At 46.7% G+C, this 20,856-nt stretch carries 17 protein-coding genes; 4 read left to right on the top strand and 13 right to left on the bottom strand.

Annotated features, from left to right (window positions below; translation table 11 throughout):
- Positions 1 to 8: 8 nt before the first annotated feature.
- The 5 genes from accC to SFSGTM_RS16455 are packed head-to-tail and all read right to left on the bottom strand — an operon-like array spanning position 9 to position 5,092.
- The gene (gene accC, locus SFSGTM_RS16475) at positions 9 to 1,358 is read right to left on the bottom strand and encodes an acetyl-CoA carboxylase biotin carboxylase subunit (protein ID WP_162086107.1); all 1,350 of its coding nucleotides are present in this window, start codon (positions 1,356 to 1,358) and stop codon (positions 9 to 11) included.
- A gap of 24 nt (positions 1,359 to 1,382) precedes the next feature.
- Positions 1,383 to 1,841: an acetyl-CoA carboxylase biotin carboxyl carrier protein gene (gene accB, locus SFSGTM_RS16470; protein ID WP_162086106.1), complete on the bottom strand. Its 459-nt coding sequence runs from the start codon at positions 1,839 to 1,841 to the stop codon at positions 1,383 to 1,385.
- 3 nt (positions 1,842 to 1,844) lie between these two features.
- On the bottom strand, positions 1,845 to 2,312 hold the full coding sequence (gene aroQ, locus SFSGTM_RS16465) for a type II 3-dehydroquinate dehydratase (protein WP_162086105.1): 468 nt from the start codon (positions 2,310 to 2,312) through the stop codon (positions 1,845 to 1,847).
- Positions 2,313 to 2,372: 60 nt separating this feature from the next.
- Positions 2,373 to 2,921, bottom strand: coding sequence for a TlpA family protein disulfide reductase (locus SFSGTM_RS16460; protein ID WP_162086104.1), 549 nt, complete (start codon positions 2,919 to 2,921; stop codon positions 2,373 to 2,375).
- Positions 2,921 to 5,092 carry a protein-disulfide reductase DsbD gene (locus SFSGTM_RS16455; protein ID WP_162086103.1) on the bottom strand — a complete coding sequence of 724 codons (2,172 nt, stop codon included), beginning with the start codon at positions 5,090 to 5,092 and terminating at the stop codon, positions 2,921 to 2,923. Before SFSGTM_RS16455 ends, SFSGTM_RS16460 begins: the two co-directional genes overlap by 1 nt.
- 104 nt (positions 5,093 to 5,196) lie before the next feature.
- Here SFSGTM_RS16455 and SFSGTM_RS16450 point away from each other — a divergent pair, with 104 nt between their 5' ends.
- Entirely contained in the window at positions 5,197 to 5,601 is a 405-nt protein-coding gene (locus SFSGTM_RS16450) for an FxsA family protein (protein WP_162086102.1), read from the top strand.
- Between the two features lie 18 nt (positions 5,602 to 5,619).
- Here the strand turns inward: SFSGTM_RS16450 and pgaD are convergent, their stop codons facing one another.
- The 5 genes from pgaD to pgaA are packed head-to-tail and all read right to left on the bottom strand — an operon-like array spanning position 5,620 to position 11,977.
- Positions 5,620 to 6,072, bottom strand: coding sequence for a poly-beta-1,6-N-acetyl-D-glucosamine biosynthesis protein PgaD (pgaD, locus tag SFSGTM_RS16445; protein ID WP_162086101.1), 453 nt, complete (start codon positions 6,070 to 6,072; stop codon positions 5,620 to 5,622).
- Positions 6,069 to 7,391, bottom strand: a complete 1,323-nt coding sequence (gene pgaC / locus SFSGTM_RS16440) for a poly-beta-1,6-N-acetyl-D-glucosamine synthase (RefSeq protein WP_162086100.1) — start codon at positions 7,389 to 7,391, stop codon at positions 6,069 to 6,071. The genes pgaD and pgaC overlap by 4 nt, the downstream gene beginning before the upstream one ends.
- 1 nt (position 7,392) lies before the next feature.
- Positions 7,393 to 9,504, bottom strand: a complete 2,112-nt coding sequence (pgaB, locus tag SFSGTM_RS16435) for a poly-beta-1,6-N-acetyl-D-glucosamine N-deacetylase PgaB (RefSeq protein WP_162086099.1) — start codon at positions 9,502 to 9,504, stop codon at positions 7,393 to 7,395.
- Positions 9,504 to 9,740, bottom strand: a complete 237-nt coding sequence (locus SFSGTM_RS17350; protein ID WP_353545287.1) for a hypothetical protein — start codon at positions 9,738 to 9,740, stop codon at positions 9,504 to 9,506. The genes pgaB and SFSGTM_RS17350 overlap by 1 nt, the downstream gene beginning before the upstream one ends.
- Positions 9,689 to 11,977, bottom strand: coding sequence for a poly-beta-1,6 N-acetyl-D-glucosamine export porin PgaA (pgaA, locus tag SFSGTM_RS16430; protein WP_162086098.1), 2,289 nt, complete (start codon positions 11,975 to 11,977; stop codon positions 9,689 to 9,691). Before pgaA ends, SFSGTM_RS17350 begins: the two co-directional genes overlap by 52 nt.
- A 221-nt stretch (positions 11,978 to 12,198) precedes the next feature.
- Between pgaA and glmU the strand changes: the two genes are divergently transcribed.
- The 3 genes from glmU to SFSGTM_RS16415 all read left to right on the top strand — a co-directional run bounded on the left by glmU (position 12,199) and on the right by SFSGTM_RS16415 (position 16,230).
- Complete coding sequence (gene glmU, locus SFSGTM_RS16425) at positions 12,199 to 13,575, top strand: bifunctional UDP-N-acetylglucosamine diphosphorylase/glucosamine-1-phosphate N-acetyltransferase GlmU (RefSeq protein ID WP_162086097.1); 1,377 nt, start codon at positions 12,199 to 12,201, stop codon at positions 13,573 to 13,575.
- A 3-nt stretch (positions 13,576 to 13,578) separates the two neighbouring features.
- Positions 13,579 to 15,408, top strand: coding sequence for a glutamine--fructose-6-phosphate transaminase (isomerizing) (gene glmS, locus SFSGTM_RS16420; RefSeq protein WP_162086096.1), 1,830 nt, complete (start codon positions 13,579 to 13,581; stop codon positions 15,406 to 15,408).
- Between the two features lie 444 nt (positions 15,409 to 15,852).
- Positions 15,853 to 16,230 carry a BON domain-containing protein gene (locus SFSGTM_RS16415; protein WP_198420579.1) on the top strand — a complete coding sequence of 126 codons (378 nt, stop codon included), beginning with the start codon at positions 15,853 to 15,855 and terminating at the stop codon, positions 16,228 to 16,230.
- A gap of 96 nt (positions 16,231 to 16,326) precedes the next feature.
- On the opposite strand, the gene SFSGTM_RS16410 is transcribed toward SFSGTM_RS16415, so the two are convergent.
- The 3 genes from SFSGTM_RS16410 to SFSGTM_RS16400 all read right to left on the bottom strand — a co-directional run bounded on the left by SFSGTM_RS16410 (position 16,327) and on the right by SFSGTM_RS16400 (position 20,774).
- Positions 16,327 to 16,857: a carbonic anhydrase gene (locus SFSGTM_RS16410; RefSeq protein WP_269780112.1), complete on the bottom strand. Its 531-nt coding sequence runs from the start codon at positions 16,855 to 16,857 to the stop codon at positions 16,327 to 16,329.
- 207 nt (positions 16,858 to 17,064) lie between these two features.
- Positions 17,065 to 17,421 carry a hypothetical protein gene (locus SFSGTM_RS16405; RefSeq protein WP_162086095.1) on the bottom strand — a complete coding sequence of 119 codons (357 nt, stop codon included), beginning with the start codon at positions 17,419 to 17,421 and terminating at the stop codon, positions 17,065 to 17,067.
- Between the two features lie 374 nt (positions 17,422 to 17,795).
- Positions 17,796 to 20,774, bottom strand: a complete 2,979-nt coding sequence (locus SFSGTM_RS16400) for a Tn3 family transposase (RefSeq protein WP_162084761.1) — start codon at positions 20,772 to 20,774, stop codon at positions 17,796 to 17,798.
- Positions 20,775 to 20,856: the final 82 nt, after the last annotated feature.

Raw genomic sequence — 20,856 nt, 5'->3', positions numbered from 1 at the left:
AGTCCCTATTATGAGTGAGGCGTAGCCAGTTTTTGTTCCAAATAATGAATGCTCGAGCCGCCATTTATAAAATTAGCATCCTGCATTAAATCTTGATGAAGCGGTATATTAGTATTCACACCCTCAATAATCGTTTCCATTAGGGCAGTACGCATACGTGCGATAGCCTGTGCACGAGTAGAGCCATGCGCTAAAATTTTACCTATCATGGAGTCGTAATGAGGCGGAACAAAATAGTTTTGATACACGTGTGAATCAACACGTATACCAGGACCGCCAGGTACGTGATAAGCGGTAATGCGACCAGGAGATGGAACAAACGTATAAGGGTGCTCAGCATTGACACGACATTCAATGGCGTGACCACGGAAAACAATATCCTTTTGCTTATATCGTAACGGCTCGCCTGCAGCGATATGAATTTGTTCTTGTACTAAGTCAACACCGGTAATAAGTTCGGTGACAGGGTGCTCAACCTGAATACGAGTATTCATTTCTATGAAGAAAAATTCACCATCTTCGTAAAGAAATTCAAACGTACCCGCACCACGATAGCCAATTTTCCGGCAGGCTTCTGCACATCGCTCACCAATCTTGTCACGTAATTTGGTGTCAAGACCTGGAGCTGGTGCTTCTTCCAGAATTTTCTGATGACGCCGCTGCATAGAACAATCACGCTCACCCAAATGGATTGCATGACCATGTTCATCTGCCAGCACTTGAATTTCAATATGCCTGGGCTTTTGTAAATAGCGCTCCATATAGACTACAGGATTTCCAAAGCAAGATTGTGCCTCAGCTTGCGTCATGGCTACGGCATTTAATAGTGCGCCTTCAGTATGAACAACACGCATACCACGACCACCACCACCACCAGCGGCTTTGATAATGATAGGATAGCCAACAGATTTAGCTATTCGTCTTATTTCATCAGGATCATCAGGTAACGCGCCGTCGGAACCAGGTACGCAAGGGACACCCGAAGCTTTCATTGCATCCTTTGCTGAAACCTTATCACCCATCAAACGTATTGTTTCTGCACGTGGTCCGATGAATACAAATCCGGAAGTTTCGATACGTTCAGCAAAGTCTGCATTTTCGGAAAGGAAGCCATAACCAGGATGAATTGCTTCAGCGTCAGTAAGTTCAGCAGCGCTAATAATAGCAGGTACATTTAAGTAACTAAGTGAAGAAGCTGCAGGACCGATACAGACAGACTCATCTGCAAGCTTTACATATTTTGCATCTGCATCCGCTTCGGAATGGACAGCAACGGTTTTAATACCCATTTCGCGACATGCGCGCTGGATACGCAACGCAATCTCGCCACGATTGGCGATAAGAATTTTTTCAAACATAAGCGACCTGATAAGAGAAAGGGATTAGCCAATAATAAACAAAGGTTCGCCATATTCTACAGGCTGACCATTTTCTACAAGGATGGCTTTAATGACGCCAGAATGATCTGATTCAATCTCGTTTAGTAATTTCATTGCTTCGATAATGCATAAGGTTTCACCGGCATTTACTTGTTGTCCAACTTCTGCAAATGCCTTGGCACCCGGGCTGGAAGAGCGGTAGAAAGTACCAACCATAGGTGATTTAATAGTGTGGCCTTCAATAACGGCAGGCTCACTAACGGCTACGCTTGGAGTCGCTGCAACAGCTACAATGGGCGATGGTGCTTGAGGTGCATAGGACGGTGCACTCATATACACTGGTTGTTGATTAGCATGTACGCTGGCGATACGCACTTTCTCTTCACCTTCGGTAATTTCTAATTCGGCAATGCCAGATTCCTGTACGAGGTCGATGAGTTTTTTAAGTTTTCTCAGATCCATGATTTAAGCCTTGATGGTAAGTTGGTTGATAGCATATTCGAGTGCAAGCAAGTAACCTTGCGAGCCTAGGCCACTTATTACGCCAACCGCCAAATCACTCAAATAGGAATGATGGCGGAATGGTTCGCGGGCGAATACGTTGGATAAATGGATTTCTATATAAGGTATGGCAACTGCTGATAACGCGTCACGCAATGCAACGCTGGTATGGGTAAAAGCTGCAGGATTAATGATAATAAAATCAATATTGCCGTGGGCTTCGTGTATACGGTCAATCAGCGCAGCTTCACTGTTAGTTTGGAAATCAGATAATGATATATAAGCAGACTTAGCACGCTGGTATAGCTGGGCATTGATGTCAGCTAGCGTATCTGAACCATAGTGCTTAGGTTCACGTACGCCCAGCATATTCAAATTAGGGCCGTGCAATACAAGTATATGTTTGCTCAGATTTGTCGTTAGCTCATTCATAGGCGCAAGTTTGACGAAATTAAGCCTTATTGTCCAGACGTTTCATGAAAATAGGACTATTTAAACGGACTTCTTTGAAAGCAATGGAGTGAGAATGGTGATTAACTTTTCTTTGCTCAGCGCCCCCATTTCTGTAGCAACAATATTGCCCTTCTGATCAATAACTACCGTATAAGGTAAACCACCCAGGCGATTTCCACTCGTTTGAGCAAGTGCAACTGCTTCTAAATCACCAACTAACACTGGATAATTTATGCCTACTTCATCCATGAAGTTTTGTATCTTGGCTTTTTCATCTAGCGCAATACCCACAAACTGTAATCCTTGATCACCATATTGTTTTTGTAAGGCGATAAATTCAGGTACTTCTTGACGGCATGGAGGGCACCATGTCGCCCAGAAGTTCACCACCAATATTTTGCCACGCCATTGTGCAAGAGGCTGGCGTACGCCAGCTAAATCAGCAATACGTGCTTTAAAAATCGCATCAGAATTGGGTTTGCTAATTATTTGCGGTTGGTTATTACCCACAGCGTTATTTTGCTGGTAAAAATAATATCCACCAGCAGCAATACCGATGAGTGCAACTATAAGTAGAGATTTTTTCATTATGGGTTAAGGTGCTTGTCCAAAGTTAGGCTAAATTGTTCAGGTGTCTGGTAACCGATAATATGTTCACGCAATTCTTTACCCTGTGCATCAAATAAAATTATCGCTGGCGGGCCAAATACTGCAAAGCGTTTACGCAAGGCATCATCATCAGCACTATTGGCTGTAATGTCAGCTTGCAACAAAACGATATCCTTTAATTTCGATATAATACGTGGATCACTGAATGTGTTGTGTTCCATTTCCTTACACGACACACACCAGTCTGCATAAAAATCGAGCATGACTACCTTACCTGCAGATTGTTTAATTTTAGCGTCAAGATCAGCATTATTCTTAATACGATCAAATTTAATAGCGTTATTGTTTGATTCTGCTGCTACGGCAGTGCCAGGTCTGAAAACCGATAATGGCTGTAATAACTCACGTCCTCCTGCTAACATGCCAACAATCAGGGCAATACCTCCGAGCATTAACACAGCGCCAAAGCCTTTCCATAAACGCATCCAACCTGATGCATTAGCAGGTAATGGGTCTAATACATGCAAATAGGTTGCTGCAATAATGAGCAATCCGGCCCATAGTAGCATTTGTACCCAAATTGGCATTAATGGCGAAACCAGCCAAATCGCGATGGCAAGCATCAGTACGCCAAAGAAGTATTTTACAGCATTCATCCAGCCGCCAGCGCGTGGTAATAGTGTGCCTGCTGATAAGCCTATCAGCAGTAAGGGAACGCCCATACCAATTGCTAGCGAGAACAGCGCCCAGCCGCCCAATGTAGTATTACCAGTCTGGGCTATATAAGCCAATGCAGCCGCGAGTGGTGGGGCGACACAAGGACCGACGATAAGGGCAGATAGTGCACCCATAATAAACACACCAACAAAATTACCCCCTTTTACCTTATTGCTGGCATCAGAGAATTTACTTTGAACCGCACTAGGAAGTTGTAATTCGAAGAAGCCAAACATGGAGAAGGCTAGCCCGACGAATACTGCTGCGCCTATAAACAATGCAATTGGATTCTGCAATGCGTTGGAAAGCAAAGTTCCTGATAATGCAGCTGCAACACCGGCCGCCGCATAAGTAATTGCCATGCCTAAAACATAGGCGAGAGATAGTAAGAAACCAGATAAGCGTGTAACTTGTTTTTGCCCTGCAATGATGCCTGATAAAATTGGGATCATCGGGAATACGCAAGGCGTGAACGCCAATAATAGTCCTGCACCAAAGAAAGTGACCATTACTACCCAGAAGCGTCCGCTATGTAAGGCTTGAGTGATTTGGCTATTATCACCTGTATCTGCATTTGAAGCTGTGTTGGTGGTAAGTTGTGTTCCGAGTGTGTCGCTATGTTTCTGCGGTGGGTAGCAAATACCTTTTTCACTGCAGCCTTGATAATCACTATTTATTTGTAGTGATTCAGTGCCGTTAAGCGCACGACTTAGTGTTAGCTCAACCGTAAAATCTCGGTGGTAAACCTTCATCTGCCCGAAATTTGGGTCTTGTTTAATATCTGCGACAGGAAAATCAGTCTTACTAATGTTGACGTCTGTTGGACTTTTAATCGCAAAATGGATTTTGTTTTGATATAGGTAATACTGTGGTGCAATTTTAAAATGAGCAGTAATTGTTGTTGGACTAACTAGTGTCATCGTTACACTAAAGGCCTGCTCTGGTGACAGAAAGTCATTTGCACTGAGTGTACCAGCTTGAGTTATTGGAGCTGGGGTGGCAAGATTTGCGATGGGTTTAGTGCTGACAGGTAGATTAAATGACTTTGTGCTATCGATGGGGGTATAACATACACCTGCTTCAGCACAGCCTTGGGCGGTGCTAGTCAGTTTAATCGTGTTTTCCGAGCCTCGGGTAAATGGCAGTTTAATGCGTACTTCGTCATGGTAAATTTCGACTGAGCCAAAGTTAGGATCTTTTTTGATTATGCCTGCAGGATAAATTGGAGTGCCTGCATCTGCACCCTTTAAGTTAAATTTAAACTTGTTGCGGTATAAATAGTAACCATCTGCAATTTTATAACGTATTTCTATTTGTGAGTTGCCAACCAATTGTGCTGAAAAGTTGAATGCTTGTTCGGGTTCAAGCAGCTCATCAGCATGTGCTGAGATGGTTTGCATGAATAAAAATAACAAAATAAAGAAAATACGCATAATAATTTTAATCTCCAAAGCTTGTAATTATTGGGCGCTATACCCATTTACATACAAGTGGTTGTCAGACCAAATCGCTTTGCAAGCGTTCAGTAAGGAAAAATATGAAGTTTCTAATAGGTGCCATTATAGTATTGAGTTTCCCTGCGCTGGAAATTTATACGCTGGTAAAAGTGTACCAAAGCATAGGTTGGTGGGTTGTCGCGTTATTGTTGGCATCCGCGTTTGCCGGCGCAATGTTAATTGCTGAAGAGCGTTTAGCATTTATAGGCCGTATGATGATGGCTGTGCAGACTGGTGGCTCACCGATACGGGCTTTGTTTGAAAGTGGTCGCACCATGATCGCAGGTGGATTATTGATTTTCCCTGGTGTAATTAGTGATGTATTGGCAATTTTGTTGCTACTAGTGCCTGCTAGTTTGTTCGGTCGTCGCTCACAAACAATTAAGCCTGTTGACGATGTAATAGAGGGTGAGTTCAGGCGTGAGGATCAAGATCGGCTGAAATAAATCAGCCGTTCAAGATGTTTACTTTTCTATAGCGATGATTGCGCCTTCATCATTATAATAAAAATTAAGCGATTTATTCTGCTGCGCAAATTTTACCTGTTCCTCTGTTAGCCCGAAGCTCAGTCCAATGTCACCAGGGCTGGCAATTTGTGCCAAACCACGGCGCTGACTGGTTCTGAAGCGTAGCCAGTTGTAACTTCCCCATAAGATAAAAAGCGAGCCACCAGCAAGTACTGCATAAGAATATATTTGTAATGTTTCCAAGGTATGAAGTGGATCATCCAGAACATACGAAGTGAATTGGTTATATCCAAACAGCCATGCTAATAGTGCGAACAGAGGGGAAATGATATATAGCCAAATCACCCAGCCAATCGCGGCAATGACAGTGAATACTTCCCGTAATGGAAAATTAATTAATTCGGGTCTGTGTATAATTTCAGGTATACGAGGGCGTTGTTGAGTATTCATGATTCTATATCCTCCGCTGGACGCACGCCACGATCTGGACTGTTCCAGCGGGCACGCAGACTTTTGCGTTTCATAATGGCCTTGGGTACGGCAACTACAGTGGTTAATAATGATAGTAGCCAGAATGCCAGTGGATACCAGATTATCCAGAAGTAATTAAGCAAAAATTGTTTTTTGGGTTCGTAGCGCTTATCAATAATTAGACTCACGGCGAATTGCGTCATCGCGGTCAGACCTAGAACAACACCATTCCAGTGAGGCAGCAAGCTAGCTACCTGCCATGCATGTGGCAAAGGAACTAGTTGGCCTACCAGATACAGAACAATGATACTAAACATCACATAGGCCCATATTACTGACAAGATGTATTCAACGGCAACCAATATGAATCTTCTGTTGCGCCATTTTAGTAAGCCGCTGGCATATTTCATCAGCACCTCGGCGCCACCTTGTGCCCAACGTAAGCGTTGTTTCCACAGCCCTACAAAAGTCTCAGGCATGTAGATGTAGCAAAGCGCATCAGGTTCGAAACGGATATCCCAATGGTCCATTTGTAAGCGCCATGAAATATCTATATCCTCGGTCACCATGTTTTCATCCCAGTAACCTACGCGATGTAAAGCGCTACGTCTATATCCCACAATTACGCCAGAAACGGTAAAAATGCGTCCGTAGACACGTTGAGCACGTTTCATCAAGCCAATAATTGAAGAAAACTCACCTACTTGTAGCTTGCCAAGCAAAGTGGTTCTATTAATCACTCTAGGATTACCTGTTACTGCACCTACGCGGTTGCCAGAGTTCAGGTGATAAACTATCCAGCCCAATGCCGTTGGATGCAGCATCGCATCACCATCTATGCAGATAAGGAATTCGTTTTTAGCGGCAATTGCACCAGCACGTAATGCCATGGCTTTACCCTGATTACGCGCTAAATGGATAACGCGAAGGTTGCTATATTGCTTGGACAGCTCATCAAGTATATCTTTTGTTTCGTCTTTAGATCCGTCATTAATAGCAATGACCTCGAAATCCGGGTATTCGCTGGCAACAGCGTAGGCTATGGTGTCGCGAACATTAATAGACTCATTAAAGCAGGGGATGAGTATGGTCGCAGGTGGGTATGACGTTGTTTCGGGTGGTGTGTCTGGGCCGCCATGATTACGATTTTCCCATCGTATGTAATACCATAAACCACCAATTATCCACATCCATGCCATGGCTAGTGGGTAAAAGAAAGCATAGTTGAACAATATGTCACTGAGCGAGGCATTGTTCCCTGAGAGGAACGTAGTGAGATTAGTGAATAGCGTATCCATTTTATTTTGGCTCCTGATAATGAGGGAATTCGCTTAAGCTAAAGCCTTGATAGATTGGTTGAAACGCAGGGTGATTATTGATGTAATCATCAGGATAATAAGCCAGGTTGGTTATGCCTTTATTTGTTAATAACTGCATCCATGATTTAACAGTTGTAGCTGGAATCCATTCTTTGGTTTGCCAGTTTTTGGTTTGTAATTCAAATACTACTTTTTTAGTGGCATCAGGATTCGGTGATTTTTTAACTGCATCAGCAAGCTGCGCTAACCACTGTGCAGGTGGCTCATTGCTGCCATCAAGATAGGGCATGGCCATGAGGGCAACAAAATCATAGTGTTCGATAAATGGCTCAAGTGCTTGCGCAAAGCGGCTCTCAGCAGCCGGATCGAGCACCACGCGCGCATACAAATTACGTGCAACGCTGAAAGGGTTACTTACGTTAATGTATGGCTTCATGCGACTAATCAAGCCATCGCCGAAAGCAATCAAGGCATCTGTTTTTTGTCTGGGTGTCAAATCAGGGGTTGTAATAGCCTCGTTGGTGTTAGGCCAGCGTGCACCAGGCTCGTTAGTAGACTGATCCTCATTTTCAGCTAAATAAGCATCATCGTGTATCAACACGCCATCCAGCCCGGAGTTATTTTTGGCTAAATCAGCATAGATATTGCCGATGATTTTGGCTGATTCAGGCAGGAATGGACTGAGTCGTTGATAATCACCATGAGCGACAACAAGCTGATCTTTAGCATCTTTAATTTTGACTGACAGTCGCTGTTGCTGAGCTGAGTCGGGTAACTGGTAAGCCAGCATGGGTAGCCATGCAAACACTCGTACATCAGTTCGTGTGCTGAGTTGCCAGGCGACGCGGTTGAACAAGTCGGCACGCATTGGAAGTTCATTGTTAGGGAAATATAGTGCTTTGGCATTGCCAGTACCATCAGGATCAGCAAAGGCTTGTAGATAAACAGTGCTAATGCGCATTGCTTTGATACGATCAAGCAATTTGCTCAGATTAGCATTAGTTTGTTCTGCACTATTAGGATCGTACAGATAATCCATATCCACCTGAACTGCACGTTCGAATTGCTTGGGTGGAATGATAGATTGCGCAATTTGAGCCTCTATTGCAACGGCATCCGGATCACTGCTGATGAGTAACCTTCCTACTGACATCAGGCTTTGATTTTGTGTATTGAGTTTACTGTCACTTAAGCCGAAAGAAATAATAAATCCTGCTTCGCGCGCAATGCTTTCTACTTCAGGTGTCATCGCACCATAAGGCCAGACTATCGCTCTTGGCGTGACACCTGTTTTTTCTTTCAGGATGTTACTGCTGAGGCGTAAATCATTCAGTACCCGTGTGTGGAATTCCTGATCAGTTTCATAACGCCCTAGCTTGGGGAAGTACTCTCGTGTAATCGCAGCGGGTTCAACATTACCCTCAGGATTGGCGAGTATGCCGCGATGCAAGTCGTTAGTGTGGCTGGCAAATTCGATTAGGCCAGACGATTGCATTTCCTGTAATTCTTGCCATGTGATAAAGCCAGATTGATCGCGGGGTAGGTCGTTATAGATGACGGTATTGGTATCAGGTGCAACCGTTGCATCATTTGAAGCAAAATTTTCTGAATGGTAGTTAACGCTGTGGGCTTGGTTAACTTGTGTTAACCAGTCGGTTTCGAGTGCAAATAGAGCGGGATAATGATACGTTTTTAAGAGAGGGAATACTTTGGAGTAGATACTTCTGAGGCCGTCATCGAAAGAAAGTAGCACGGCATTATCTGGTAGTTCGCCTTTGCCATTCTTGGCATCAATTACTTGCTGTACTGATATTGGATGCCAATTATGTGCATGCATCCAGTCAAAAAACTCGCTTAGTCGTCTGGTATTTGTTGCATAGGGATCAGTATCGACAGCGGGTATTACATCATCTCTAATGTCATGAAAACAAAGGCTGACATACTGTCCTTTGGGGATGCTGACATTAGGAGATATCGCTGATATTGACAGGGGTTGTATGGCTTTATCTATGTTGTCAGCTTGCGCATAATTGGTGATAGCCAAGCTGGTAAGTAAACATATCGTAGCACGTCGTATATTAAGTTGGCTCATTAGAATACTCCCGAAAAACCAATTAGACCGTAAGTGCGTTGTTCGTTTTGGCCATCATAGGACTGGCTGGACCAGCCTATACCATAATGCAGTTCCCATGCTCGACTAACTTGCCATTGGTGTTCATAAAATGCGCTGCTCGTAGGGAAGCTGCCATAGTCTGATTGCCGTGCTTCACCTGCGGTTACTCTAAAGTACTGAGTGAATGAACGTTCATAACGTCGCCGGTAATCCAGCTGTGTTCAAGACGTAGGGAAGCACCTTCGGTGCTGGCCGGGTTGAAATAATTGTCGTTTGGAGAAGTATGAGTATTGCGTTCGGCATCCAAATCTATACCGCCAGTGGTAATGTGGTGAGCATTAGCCCACAGCCGCTGACTAATTCCGGTACTAAAATCTATACGTTTATTACCATCGCTAATATCTAGCATGGTTAAATTCATATAAGCGTTGCGAGATTCGTTTTGTCTCCAAATCAAACCCGCACCGATAGACTTGCCTGACAATCCTACTTCTTTTGCACGTAATGGTGTATCTGTTGAGTATGTGTCGCCTGCTATAGTGTACTGCCAATTATCATTTAGCCATTGCGACCAACCGCCAGCAACGCCGACATGATTGCCTGTCAACTGATCATTGCTGAGCACGCCCCAAGCATGTTTACGACCCCATTCCCATTCGGCACCTAAGCCTAAGCGGTTGTAGTTAAGTGCGCCGGTATCGTAGTCGCCCCAAATATAATGCTGCTGCACAAAACCGCGCCAGCCTGATGCAGTCCATGGCGAGTTCAGTGTTGTTAACAGTTCCTGATCTGCACTACCCCTGACTAGCGTGGCATTGCCGCGACTGGTTCCATAGGTATATTCAGAGCTGATAGACGGACGGCTGCGATCCTGCCATTGTTCATAACTGGATTTGATTTGCAATGAATTGTCAGTTGGGAAATCATGCATTAATGACGTAATTTGTTTGCCCCAGATATCATATTGACCCAAGTCTCTAGCATTATTCGCAAGGTTAATACGCGTATCTTTGTTGTTGGGTGCATATATAGCAGCTTGTTGGGTAGTGACCATTGATTTTAATGGCAGCCCACGCCAGCGCTCTATGGTGGCTTTAGTATTGATGAGGTTGTCGTTGCGTGGTGCGTTTTGTACCAGTGCATCAATGCGTTGTTCGGCTAACGCGTCTTGGTTGCGATAGGCGGCATCCATCACTAGCTGGTCATCCACGTCAACACGTTCCCAGTTTTCCAGGCGTTCTACATTGGCGGCTTGGCCGTTATGCCAAATCGGTGTGGTTTTATCGACGTGTGCCAGGATGCGTGCTGCATCGTCATAGCGTTCGCTTTCAACATAGGAAAAATATAACCCCATATATACTTCGACGTTGGCAAGCGGATTTTCTTTTATCAGCTGCTCATAAAGCGGCGCGGCTTTTTCAGGCTGGTGCATTTTTAAATAAGCATCGGCTGCTGCTCCGCGTACATAACTTGGTATTGGTGGTTTGAGTGTAGAGTATTCATCAATAGCTTGCGGCATCATTTCCAGGCTGCTCAGAACGAAAATGTGATCGTAATGGGTGCGTAAAAGTAAATCAGGTTCGTTAGCAAATTTGACTAAATTGGCATCAAGTTCGGCTAAGGATGCTTGCAGAGCCTGGTTGTGTTGTCGGTAAGTGTCCTGCGTGTCGAGTCGGCGTCTCTCTTGGTACGCATTGCGGGTGTTTAGAGCCGATTGTTCAGCACTCAGGTAATCCAGCTCATATTGTGTAAATATCTTGGGGCGTTGCTGGGCATATTGCAAAGCCATGCTGGACGCACCTAAATCGGCTAATCCAAATACGCGTTCACGTGCACCTAATTTATTGTCAGGGTCTTTTGTTAAAGCAATGGTTGCTAAACGTTCAGATTGTGCTGGGTTACCTGCCATGCGGTAAACATAAGCCATACCAGCAAAGTCATCTCCATCCAGATTCGCAGTTGTTTCAGGCGGCAAGGCAGCAATCGCTTCCTTAGGTTGTCCTGCCTCTACAGTTACCACTGCATATAGAATTTGTGCCTTGGAACCCAGTCGTTGTCGGCTATCCGCTAATACGTGTTGCGCACCAACAAATTTTTTTTCATCACGTAGCGCGCCTGCTAATGGCATGAGTGCGTAGTCTGGCAGGCTGGTAATAGGTGCTTGTTGGGAGAGGGCAATGATTTCAGCGTTACGGCCAGCCTGACGCAGCAACACCATCAGATCGGCTGTGAGCACCATATCATTTGGCGCACTGGCGTGGAGTTCCGTCAGTTTCTTGATGGCTGCTTCCAAATGCCCCGCTCGCGCATCGGCCATGGCTTGGTGGCGCGCAGCAGTTGTGTTCACAACTGGATCACTGGCATAAACGTTAGGGTTAAATAAACCGCTAATCATCAGTGAGGCGCTAATTAAACGTAAACTTCCTATGTGATTCAGAGATTTTTTATTCATGATATACACCAGGTAAAGATAAGATCGTTTAGTTTGATTTTGTTACGTCTTGTAATTGAATATAGACCTCGATTTATAGAGTGTCAATCTGACAAATAAAATTTTTGACAGAATGTATCTTTATGTTTCTGATTGTTACAGAGAATGCTTACGTCATAATGACAGCTACAATAAAACCCAATTTGCTATACTTGCTTCATTAATCATTTTCTCAATCAATCATGGCTATTTTATTTAACATAGTTATTCTCGCAGCAGGGCGTGGCACACGCATGATGTCTGATTTGCCCAAGGTGTTACACCCCTTGGCGGGTCGCCCGATGCTGGCGCATTTGCTCGATACTGCCCGCAGTTTGTCACCGCAGCAAATGTGTGTGGTTTATGGTTATGGTGGTGAACAAGTGCCGCAGGCTTTGGCGGCGGGGGATGTTGTGTGGGCATTACAGGCTGAACAGCATGGTACAGGACACGCAGTGATGCAGGCTGTACCGCATCTGACAGATGCAGACGTGACATTGATACTGTATGGCGATGTGCCTTTGACGATGTCTGCAACCATGCAAGCTCTGGTAACGATTGCAGCACAGGATGAGCTGGCATTGTTAACCGTGAATCTGCCGGATCCCACTGGCTATGGACGGATTGTGCGTGATGAACAAGGACAAGTGACGCGCATCGTAGAGCATAAAGATGCAGACGCGGCTATACGCCAGATACAGGAGGTAAATACTGGGCTAATGGCAGTGCCAAGTAAGCGTCTGGCAACCTGGTTGGCGCAGTTGAACAATGACAATGCGCAGAGTGAATATTATCTGACCGACATCATTGCCATGGCCGTCGCCGATGCCGTGGCGGTACAAACTTGCCAGCCTGCTGCGATTTGGGAAACGATGGGTGTAAACAGCAAAGTTCAATTGGCAGAGTTGGAGCGCTTGCACCAACATCATGTTGCGCAGCAGCTTATGATACAGGGCGTGACCCTGCTTGACCCTGCGCGCATCGATGTGCGCGGACAATTAACATGCGGTCGTGATGTCAGTATAGATATCGGGTGCATATTTGAAGGCGCAGTTAAATTGGCTGATGGCGTGAGTGTGGGCGCTCACTGTGTGTTGCGTAATGTGGAGATCGGGACTGGCACACAGATCCAGCCATATTCACATTTGGTTGATGCAGTGGTGGGCGAGCATAATCATATTGGACCCTACGCGCGTCTGCGCCCAGGCACCACTTTGGCAGCAGATGTACATGTCGGTAATTTTGTGGAAATCAAAAATAGCCAGATAGATGTGGGTTCAAAAATCAATCATTTATCCTATGTTGGCGACAGCACAGTAGGTAAACAGGTCAATATAGGTGCAGGTACAATTACTTGCAACTATGACGGTGCGAACAAATTCCGTACGGTGATAGAAGATAATGCCTTCATAGGATCTGACACCCAATTAGTTGCGCCCGTTACCGTTGGTAAAGGCGCAACCATAGGGGCTGGTTCGACCATTACCAAAGACGCACCTGCAGGTGAACTCACTTTGTCGCGTAGCAAGCAGTTAACAATTACAGGCTGGCAACGTCCAGTCAAAAAAGCAAAGGGTTAAATTATGTGTGGCATAGTCGGTGCAGTAGCGCAACGTAACGTAGTACCAATTTTATTGGAAGGCCTGCGTCGTCTGGAATATCGCGGCTATGATTCAGCGGGTCTGGTTGTTATCAACAATGGCTTGCATCGCGTACGGAGTATAGGGCGGGTTGCGTCCTTGGCGGAAGCTGTCAAACAACAGCACGTTCATGGTGGATTGGGTATTGCACATACTCGCTGGGCGACGCATGGTGCGCCAAATGAAGCTAATGCGCATCCGCATGTCAGCCATGACCTTATCGCAGTCGTGCATAACGGCATCATTGAAAATTACGAAGCATTGCGCTTGCATTTGCGCGAGTTGGGTTATGTTTTTACTTCCGAAACAGACACTGAAGTAATCGCTCACTTAGTCCACCACTACTACAAAATAAAACCTGATTTGTTAATTGCGACACAACAAGCTGTGGCTGATTTAAAAGGCGCATTTGCTATCGGCGTAGTTGCAACTGATGCGCCGCAACGTTTAGTTTGTGCGCGTCGCGGTAGCCCGTTACTGATAGGGCTGGGCATAGAAGAAAATTTTATCGCCTCGGATGTATCCGCATTGTTACCCGTCACCCAGAAAATGATCTATCTGGAAGAGGGCGATATTGCTGATATCGGACTGCTGGCAATTAATATTTACGATGCGGCTGGGCAAGCTGTTACGCGTAATGTATTTGTTTCAGAGCAGTCGTCAGAAATGTCTGAATTGGGTAACTATCGTCATTTTATGCAAAAGGAAATCCACGAACAGCCTCGTGCGTTGATCGATACTTTGCAAGATGCAGTGATGGGCGAGCAATTATCATCAGCCATATTTGGTTTTGAAGCCGAAAACGTTTTTGCGCAAATCGATGCCGTTGCCATACTGGCGTGCGGAACCAGCTTCCATGCAGGCAGCGTAGCAGCATATTGGCTAGAGGCAATCGCAGGCATTCCATGTCGCGCCGAAGTTGCCAGCGAATACCGTTATCGCATCAGCGTGCCGAACCCTCGTGCTTTGGTCGTGACTTTATCGCAATCCGGCGAAACTGCGGATACCCTGGCAGCACTCAGTCATGCAGTGAGCCTGGGACATGAGCACACCTTGTCGATTTGCAACGTGCCTGAATCCGCCTTGGTGCGCGCTTCTAAATTACGTTTCCTCACCCGTGCCGGCCCCGAAATTGGCGTCGCGTCTACCAAAGCGTTTACTACGCAGTTAGCCGCATTATTCTTGCTTACCATGGTTATCGCCAAACAGCGTGGCCGCTTAACGTCAGAAGATGAAACCAAATATATTCACGCTTTACGCGCATTACCAGCAGAAGTGCAGCGCGTATTAACACTGGAGCCTGCGATCGCACAATGGGCAGAACGTTTTGCTGATAAACAGCATGCTTTGTTTCTTGGACGAGGCATGCATTACCCCATCGCCATGGAAGGGGCATTAAAACTCAAGGAAATTTCCTACATTCACGCCGAAGCTTATCCAGCGGGTGAGCTGAAGCACGGACCGTTAGCATTGGTCGATAAAGACATGCCCGTTGTTGCGATCGCGCCTAACGATGCCTTATTGGAAAAACTCAAATCCAATTTGCAAGAAGTCCGCGCGCGCGGTGGCGAGTTGTATGTGTTTGCGGATTTTGACACGCAAATTGCCAACAGTGATGGCGTGCATGTGCTGCAGGTAGCTAACAATGCTGGCTGGCTGTCACCGATTTTGCATACCATACCTTTGCAGCTTTTGTCGTACCATGCAGCACTACAAAAAGGTACGGACGTTGATAAACCGCGTAACCTGGCCAAGTCGGTGACGGTTGAGTAGGTCGCAATACTGCGCAATTAATATTCTGCACAATTAAAGTCGTAAATAGGTTAATAAAGTCGTAAATAGAACTAATATAGTCGTAAATTGAGACTCGCTAAAATAGTGCTTTTAGACTCTGTAGTTTTGCCCTAACTAAATGTTCAGATTGTGATCACTCAGCGATCACATCTGAACTTATTTGTTATGCATTAAGGTTGCAGCATGGACCTTTCTTAATCATATGCTTACTCATAATGTTAACTTGCACCGTAGATTGATCCATCTTTTGTATTTTCGGCTGACCCACCAAATTTGATAATTTGTCATGTAGCCTCTCTTGAGGCGGGTCAATATGTAATGCAAACATTCAGACAAAGTGGCTTAATTCAAAACGCTACTTAACAATTAGACTAATGTTCGGTAGCGAACAGTTATCTGAGGAATAATGCAGTAATTTTTCACATGGAGCCATCATTTGATGGTTATCTGTTTGAGGAGATATTCAAGATGAAAACGCACAAAGGATTACTTATTGTGGGTACAGCGCTGGCGACGATGTTGATCGCTGGTTGTAATAAGCCCACAGAGATGCCGAGTACTCAGCAGGGTGCTACTGAAGCGGCTCACATTAACGATAGCGGCGTGGATCAGGGTGTACGATCAGCGCTGGTTCAGGATGATATTCTAAAAGGCTTTCGCATCACAGCCGTGACCACGAATGGAGATGTCATGCTCACAGGTGTTGTTGATGATCAGAGTCAAATTGATTATGCAGACAAATTAGTTCGTAGCGTTGATGGTGTTCATACTATCCATAATCATTTGGAGATCAAAAAATAGGGGTGAAACGCAACAGACTGCCTTTGCAGTCTTTGTAAAAGTACGAAAAGCCGGATTTAACCAGCTTTTCGTTACTACTTTTTACACTTAGTATAACTAGTGTTGAGCTGCTGTCGGTTTTGCTGAAAGAGATTTCGCAATTTCACTAGCTTCAGTATTGCCATTGATATTGATAATGTTAAGTTTGCCTGCTCCCTGTTTCATGTCATCTGCAAAATCATATACTGCACCTACTATCAATAATTCACCATTCTTCACTTTGTCTGCCCACTCCTTAAGTGCCGCAGCCACTTGGTTATTGACATTAGTCTTTACTCCATCAATATTGGAACCGCCTTTTGTGATGCTGATAGTATCGAGTTCGTTCTTGATTTCCGGCTCTAAAGTAGAATAGTCACCACTGGCAGCCTTGATAGCACCGCATGAGGAGTGGCCAATAAAAATCAATAGAGAGGAAGCAAGATGATTTACTCCATATTGCACAGAACCTTTGGCTGTTGATAATTGATTGCCGATGTTGCGAACCATGAACAAATCACCTTCAGGTGTTTTGTCTAGCATGTTGGTGTGCACGCGTGAATCTGAGCAGGTTACTACAGTTGCCCGCGGATGCTGCCCTTTGGCCAGCTCTTGAAAGAAAGTGGTGCTGTGTGTTGCGATATAAGCGTTATCATCAGCTTGAATTTCTTTGATAATTGCTTGTGCGGTGATGACATCGCCGTATCCTTTGTGCCTAATTTATGCGTTAGATAGCTGCGAACAGATTATGCTATGTCGCATCGACCGGTTTAATCCGCTAGTTGTTTAGGGCGGATCACTCGCTGAATATGATGCTCAGTGACCCCCTTTACCTCCACCAGGTCCCATTCCCCCACCACTCATGCCTGGCCCCATACCGCCTCCCATTGCTGGAGGGCTGTCAGGCAGTGTAACACCCCGTTCTTTAGCCCTAACTTGCATTTGTTCGTGATGCTGGCTGCGAATTTGTTCACGCGCCTGCTCAGTTTTTGCCCTGTGCATTTCATTACGATAAGTTGTACGTTCTTGAAGCGTCATTAATTGACTGCCATATATCTGATTCTGCGTTTGTAGTTGAGTTTGGGTGCTTGTTTGATCAGCGGCCACTGTTACTTGAAATGGTATGGTAATCGCAGCTAAAAGCAAGGTGGAAATTAACAGTTTCTTATTCATAATTAATCCTTCATGGTAAAAATTATCGACAATATCTAATCAGCAACTGGTTCTAGATAAACTACACTTGAATCTCGTCCAGTTTGACTATCGTTTCAGGAGATATTTAACGAAAAAAGACAAGATATATAATAACAATGAGTACTACAGTACCGAGACCGATATACATTTTTCACCTCAACCTCATAGCCCATCCTCTGGGAGAATAATTAAGCACGAGTTCATAGGCTCATTGAAGCATTCGCTCATGCTTAAGTCTGTGCGCTAGTGCACATAACATTCTTTGGCAATCGCCGATAAGGGGCATTTACCTAAGGTCGAGCAAAGGATTTAGTTGTGTAGGGGTCGCTGTAGAAAACGGAATTTAAAGTACGTTAAGCCCCAGGCATCGGCCGCAACGGCCTGAACTTACCTGCCCCGATCTTAGCGCTGGAGCGCCAGACGTAATCGCCCGTCAGGTTGATGTGCTCCCAGCCCAGTGGCGACAGGTATTGCAATAGCAAGGTGTCCACCTCCTGGCCATGGTTCCGCAAAGTGGCTGTGGCCCGCTCCAGGTAGACCGTATTCCACAAAACGATGGCCGCCGTGACCAGGTTCAAACCACTAGCCCGGTAACGCTGCTGCTCAAAGCTGCGGTCGCGGATTTCGCCCAGTCGGTTGAAGAACACAGCCCTGGCCAGCGCGTTACGCGCCTCTCCCTTGTTCAGTCCGGCATTGACGCGGCGGCGCAACTCCACGCTTTGCAACCAGTCCAGAATAAACAGCGTGCGCTCAATGCGGCCCAACTCACGCAGTGCCACCGCCAAACCGTTTTGTCGTGGGTAACTGCCTAGCTTTCGCAGCATCAGCGAAGCTGTCACGGTGCCTTGCTTGATGGATGTGGCGAGCCGTAGGATTTCATCCCAATGGGCACGAATCTGCTTGATCTTCAATCGCTCACCGCTGATCATCGGTTTGAGACCGTCATAGACGGTGTCGCCTTTCGGAATGAAGAGCTTGGTCTCGCCTAAGTCACGGATGCGCGGCGCGAACCGAAAGCCTACGAAGGGCATCAGGCCAAAGACGTGATCGGTGAAACCTGCTGTGTCGGTGTAGTGCTCCTCGATCCGCAAGTCCGACTCGTGGTACAGCAAGCCATCCAGCACATAGGTGGAGTCGCGCACCCCGACATTGACCACCTTGGTGCTGAACGGTGCGTACTGGTCGGAGATATGGGTGTAGAAGGTGCGCCCCGGTTCCGAGCCGTACTTTGGATTGACATGGCCGGTGCTTTGGGCCTTGCTGCCTACCCGGAAGTTTTGTCCGTCCGATGAGGACGTGGTGCCATCCCCCCAGTGGTCGGCAAAAGGTTGCCGGAATTGGGTATTCACCAGGTTGGCCAAGGCGGCGTTGTAGGTTTCATCGCGGATGTGCCAGGCTTGCAGCCAAGCTAGCTTGGTGTAGGTGGTGCCAGGGCAGGACTCGGCCATCTTGGACAACCCCAGGTTAATACCGTCAGCCAGGAGGGTTGTCATCAACAATGTTTTGTCTTTGGCTACGTCGCCGGACTTCAGGTGGGTGAAGTGGTTGGTAAAGCCAGTCCACCCATCGACCTCCATCAGCAGCTCGGTAATCTTGATGTGGGGCAGCAGTGCCGCCGACTGGTCTATCAGGGCTTGTGCCTCATCGGGTACTACCGCGTCCAGTGGCGTGATCTTCAAACCCGTGGCTGTGGTGATGATGGCGTCCGGCAACTCGTTGGCTAGCGCCATCAAGTTGGCCTTGGCAAGCTGGGATTCCAGCAGCGTCAACCGCTCATGGAGGTACTGGTCACAGTCAGTTGGCACGGCCAGCGGCAATTCGTCGGCCAGTTGCATTGTGGTGAACTTCTCGACAGGGACAAGGTACTCATTGAAGTTCTTGAATTGGCGAGAACCTTGCACCCACACATCACCTGAACGCAGCTTGTTCTTCAGTTCCGACAAGGCGCATAGCTCATAGAAACGGCGGTCGAAACCATTGCTGGTTTTGACTAACCGTGCCCAGCGGGGCGTGATGAATTTGCTGGGCGCGTCCGCTGGCACTTGTTTAGCGTTGCTGGAGTTCATCAAGCGCAGTGCCTCGATAGCTTCCAGTACATCTTTGGCTGCTGGCGCGGCACGCAGTTTCAGCACATTCAGAAATTCAGGCGCATAGCGGCGCAAAGTCGCATATCCATCACCCATGCGGTGCAGGAAATCAAAGCTCTCGGGCTGGGCCAGCACTTGTGCCTCGCTGACGCTCTCGGCGAAGTCTTCCCAAGGAAGCACCGATTCAATGGCTGCGAATGGGTCAGCGCCTGTTTTCTTGGCTTCAATCAGCGCCAAGCCGATACGGCTGTAGAGGCACACCTTGTCATTGATGGCTTTGCCGGAGGCCTGAAACTGCTGCTGGTGCTTGTTTTTGGCTGCGTTGAACAGCTTGCCGATGATGCGGTCGTGCAGGTCGATTATTTCGTCGATGACCGTAGCCATGCCCTCAATGGCCAGCGCTACCAAGGTGGCATAGCGCCGCTGCGGCTCGAACTTGGCCAAGTCAAAGGCCCGCATTTGCCCACCCTCTCGGGCGATTTTGAGAAGACGGTTTTGATGTACCACGTGTTCAACACTGGCTGGCAGATCAAGTGCTTGCCATGATTTCAGGCGCTCAATATGCTCCAGCATGTGGCGCGAGTTTGGCTTCTTGGGTGATAGGCGCAGCCAGGCCAGCTTGGTTGTCTTGCTCCCCTCCTTGTGCAACAGTAGCTCATCCAGTCGCTGGCGGTGGGCGCGGGTCAGCTGATCTGACAGTGCCGCATAAATGCATTTGTTGGCACGGGTGATGGCTTCGGCACAAATACGCTCAATGACGTCAACGGTGGGCAACAACACCCCCTTGCTACGCAGCGACTCGGCCAGAACACTGGCCAGTACGATGCCCTTGTCAATCTGCAAGGCAAGCTCACCCAGGCTGTGCACTGCGGCCCGATAGTGGCTCAACGTGGTGAACGACTGAAATTCATAAGCGGCTTGGAGTTCCAAAAGATGTTCGCGCCGCGTTTCGGCACGCTGGTGCCCGTAGTCGTTCCAAGCCTCGCGGGGAACCTTCAACTCATTCGCCACCATGTTCAGTAAGTGGGCGGAAGGTTCGGCATCAACGCCCAGCAAGATGCCAGGGTAGCGCATGTAACAAAGCTGAACTGCAAAGCCCAACCGGTTCTGAGCACCGCGATGCTGGCGAATGAGTGCCAAGTCGACCTCGCTGAAGGTATACAGACGGATCAACTCATCCCCGGCTGTCGGGATGGCCAGAAGGCTTTCGCGCTCATTTGCAGACAAGATCGAACGGCGGGGCATGCTGTTTCCTTCTTCTTAAAAATGTACAATTTATTTAATCTGTGATGAACGTTTGTCTTGTCAGATGTCTTGTCAGAAAAAT

Source organism: Sulfuriferula nivalis (assembly GCF_009937995.1).
Classification (GTDB): Bacteria; Pseudomonadota; Gammaproteobacteria; order Burkholderiales; family Sulfuriferulaceae; genus Sulfuriferula; species Sulfuriferula nivalis.
This window is presented reverse-complemented; position numbering and strand designations above follow the sequence as displayed.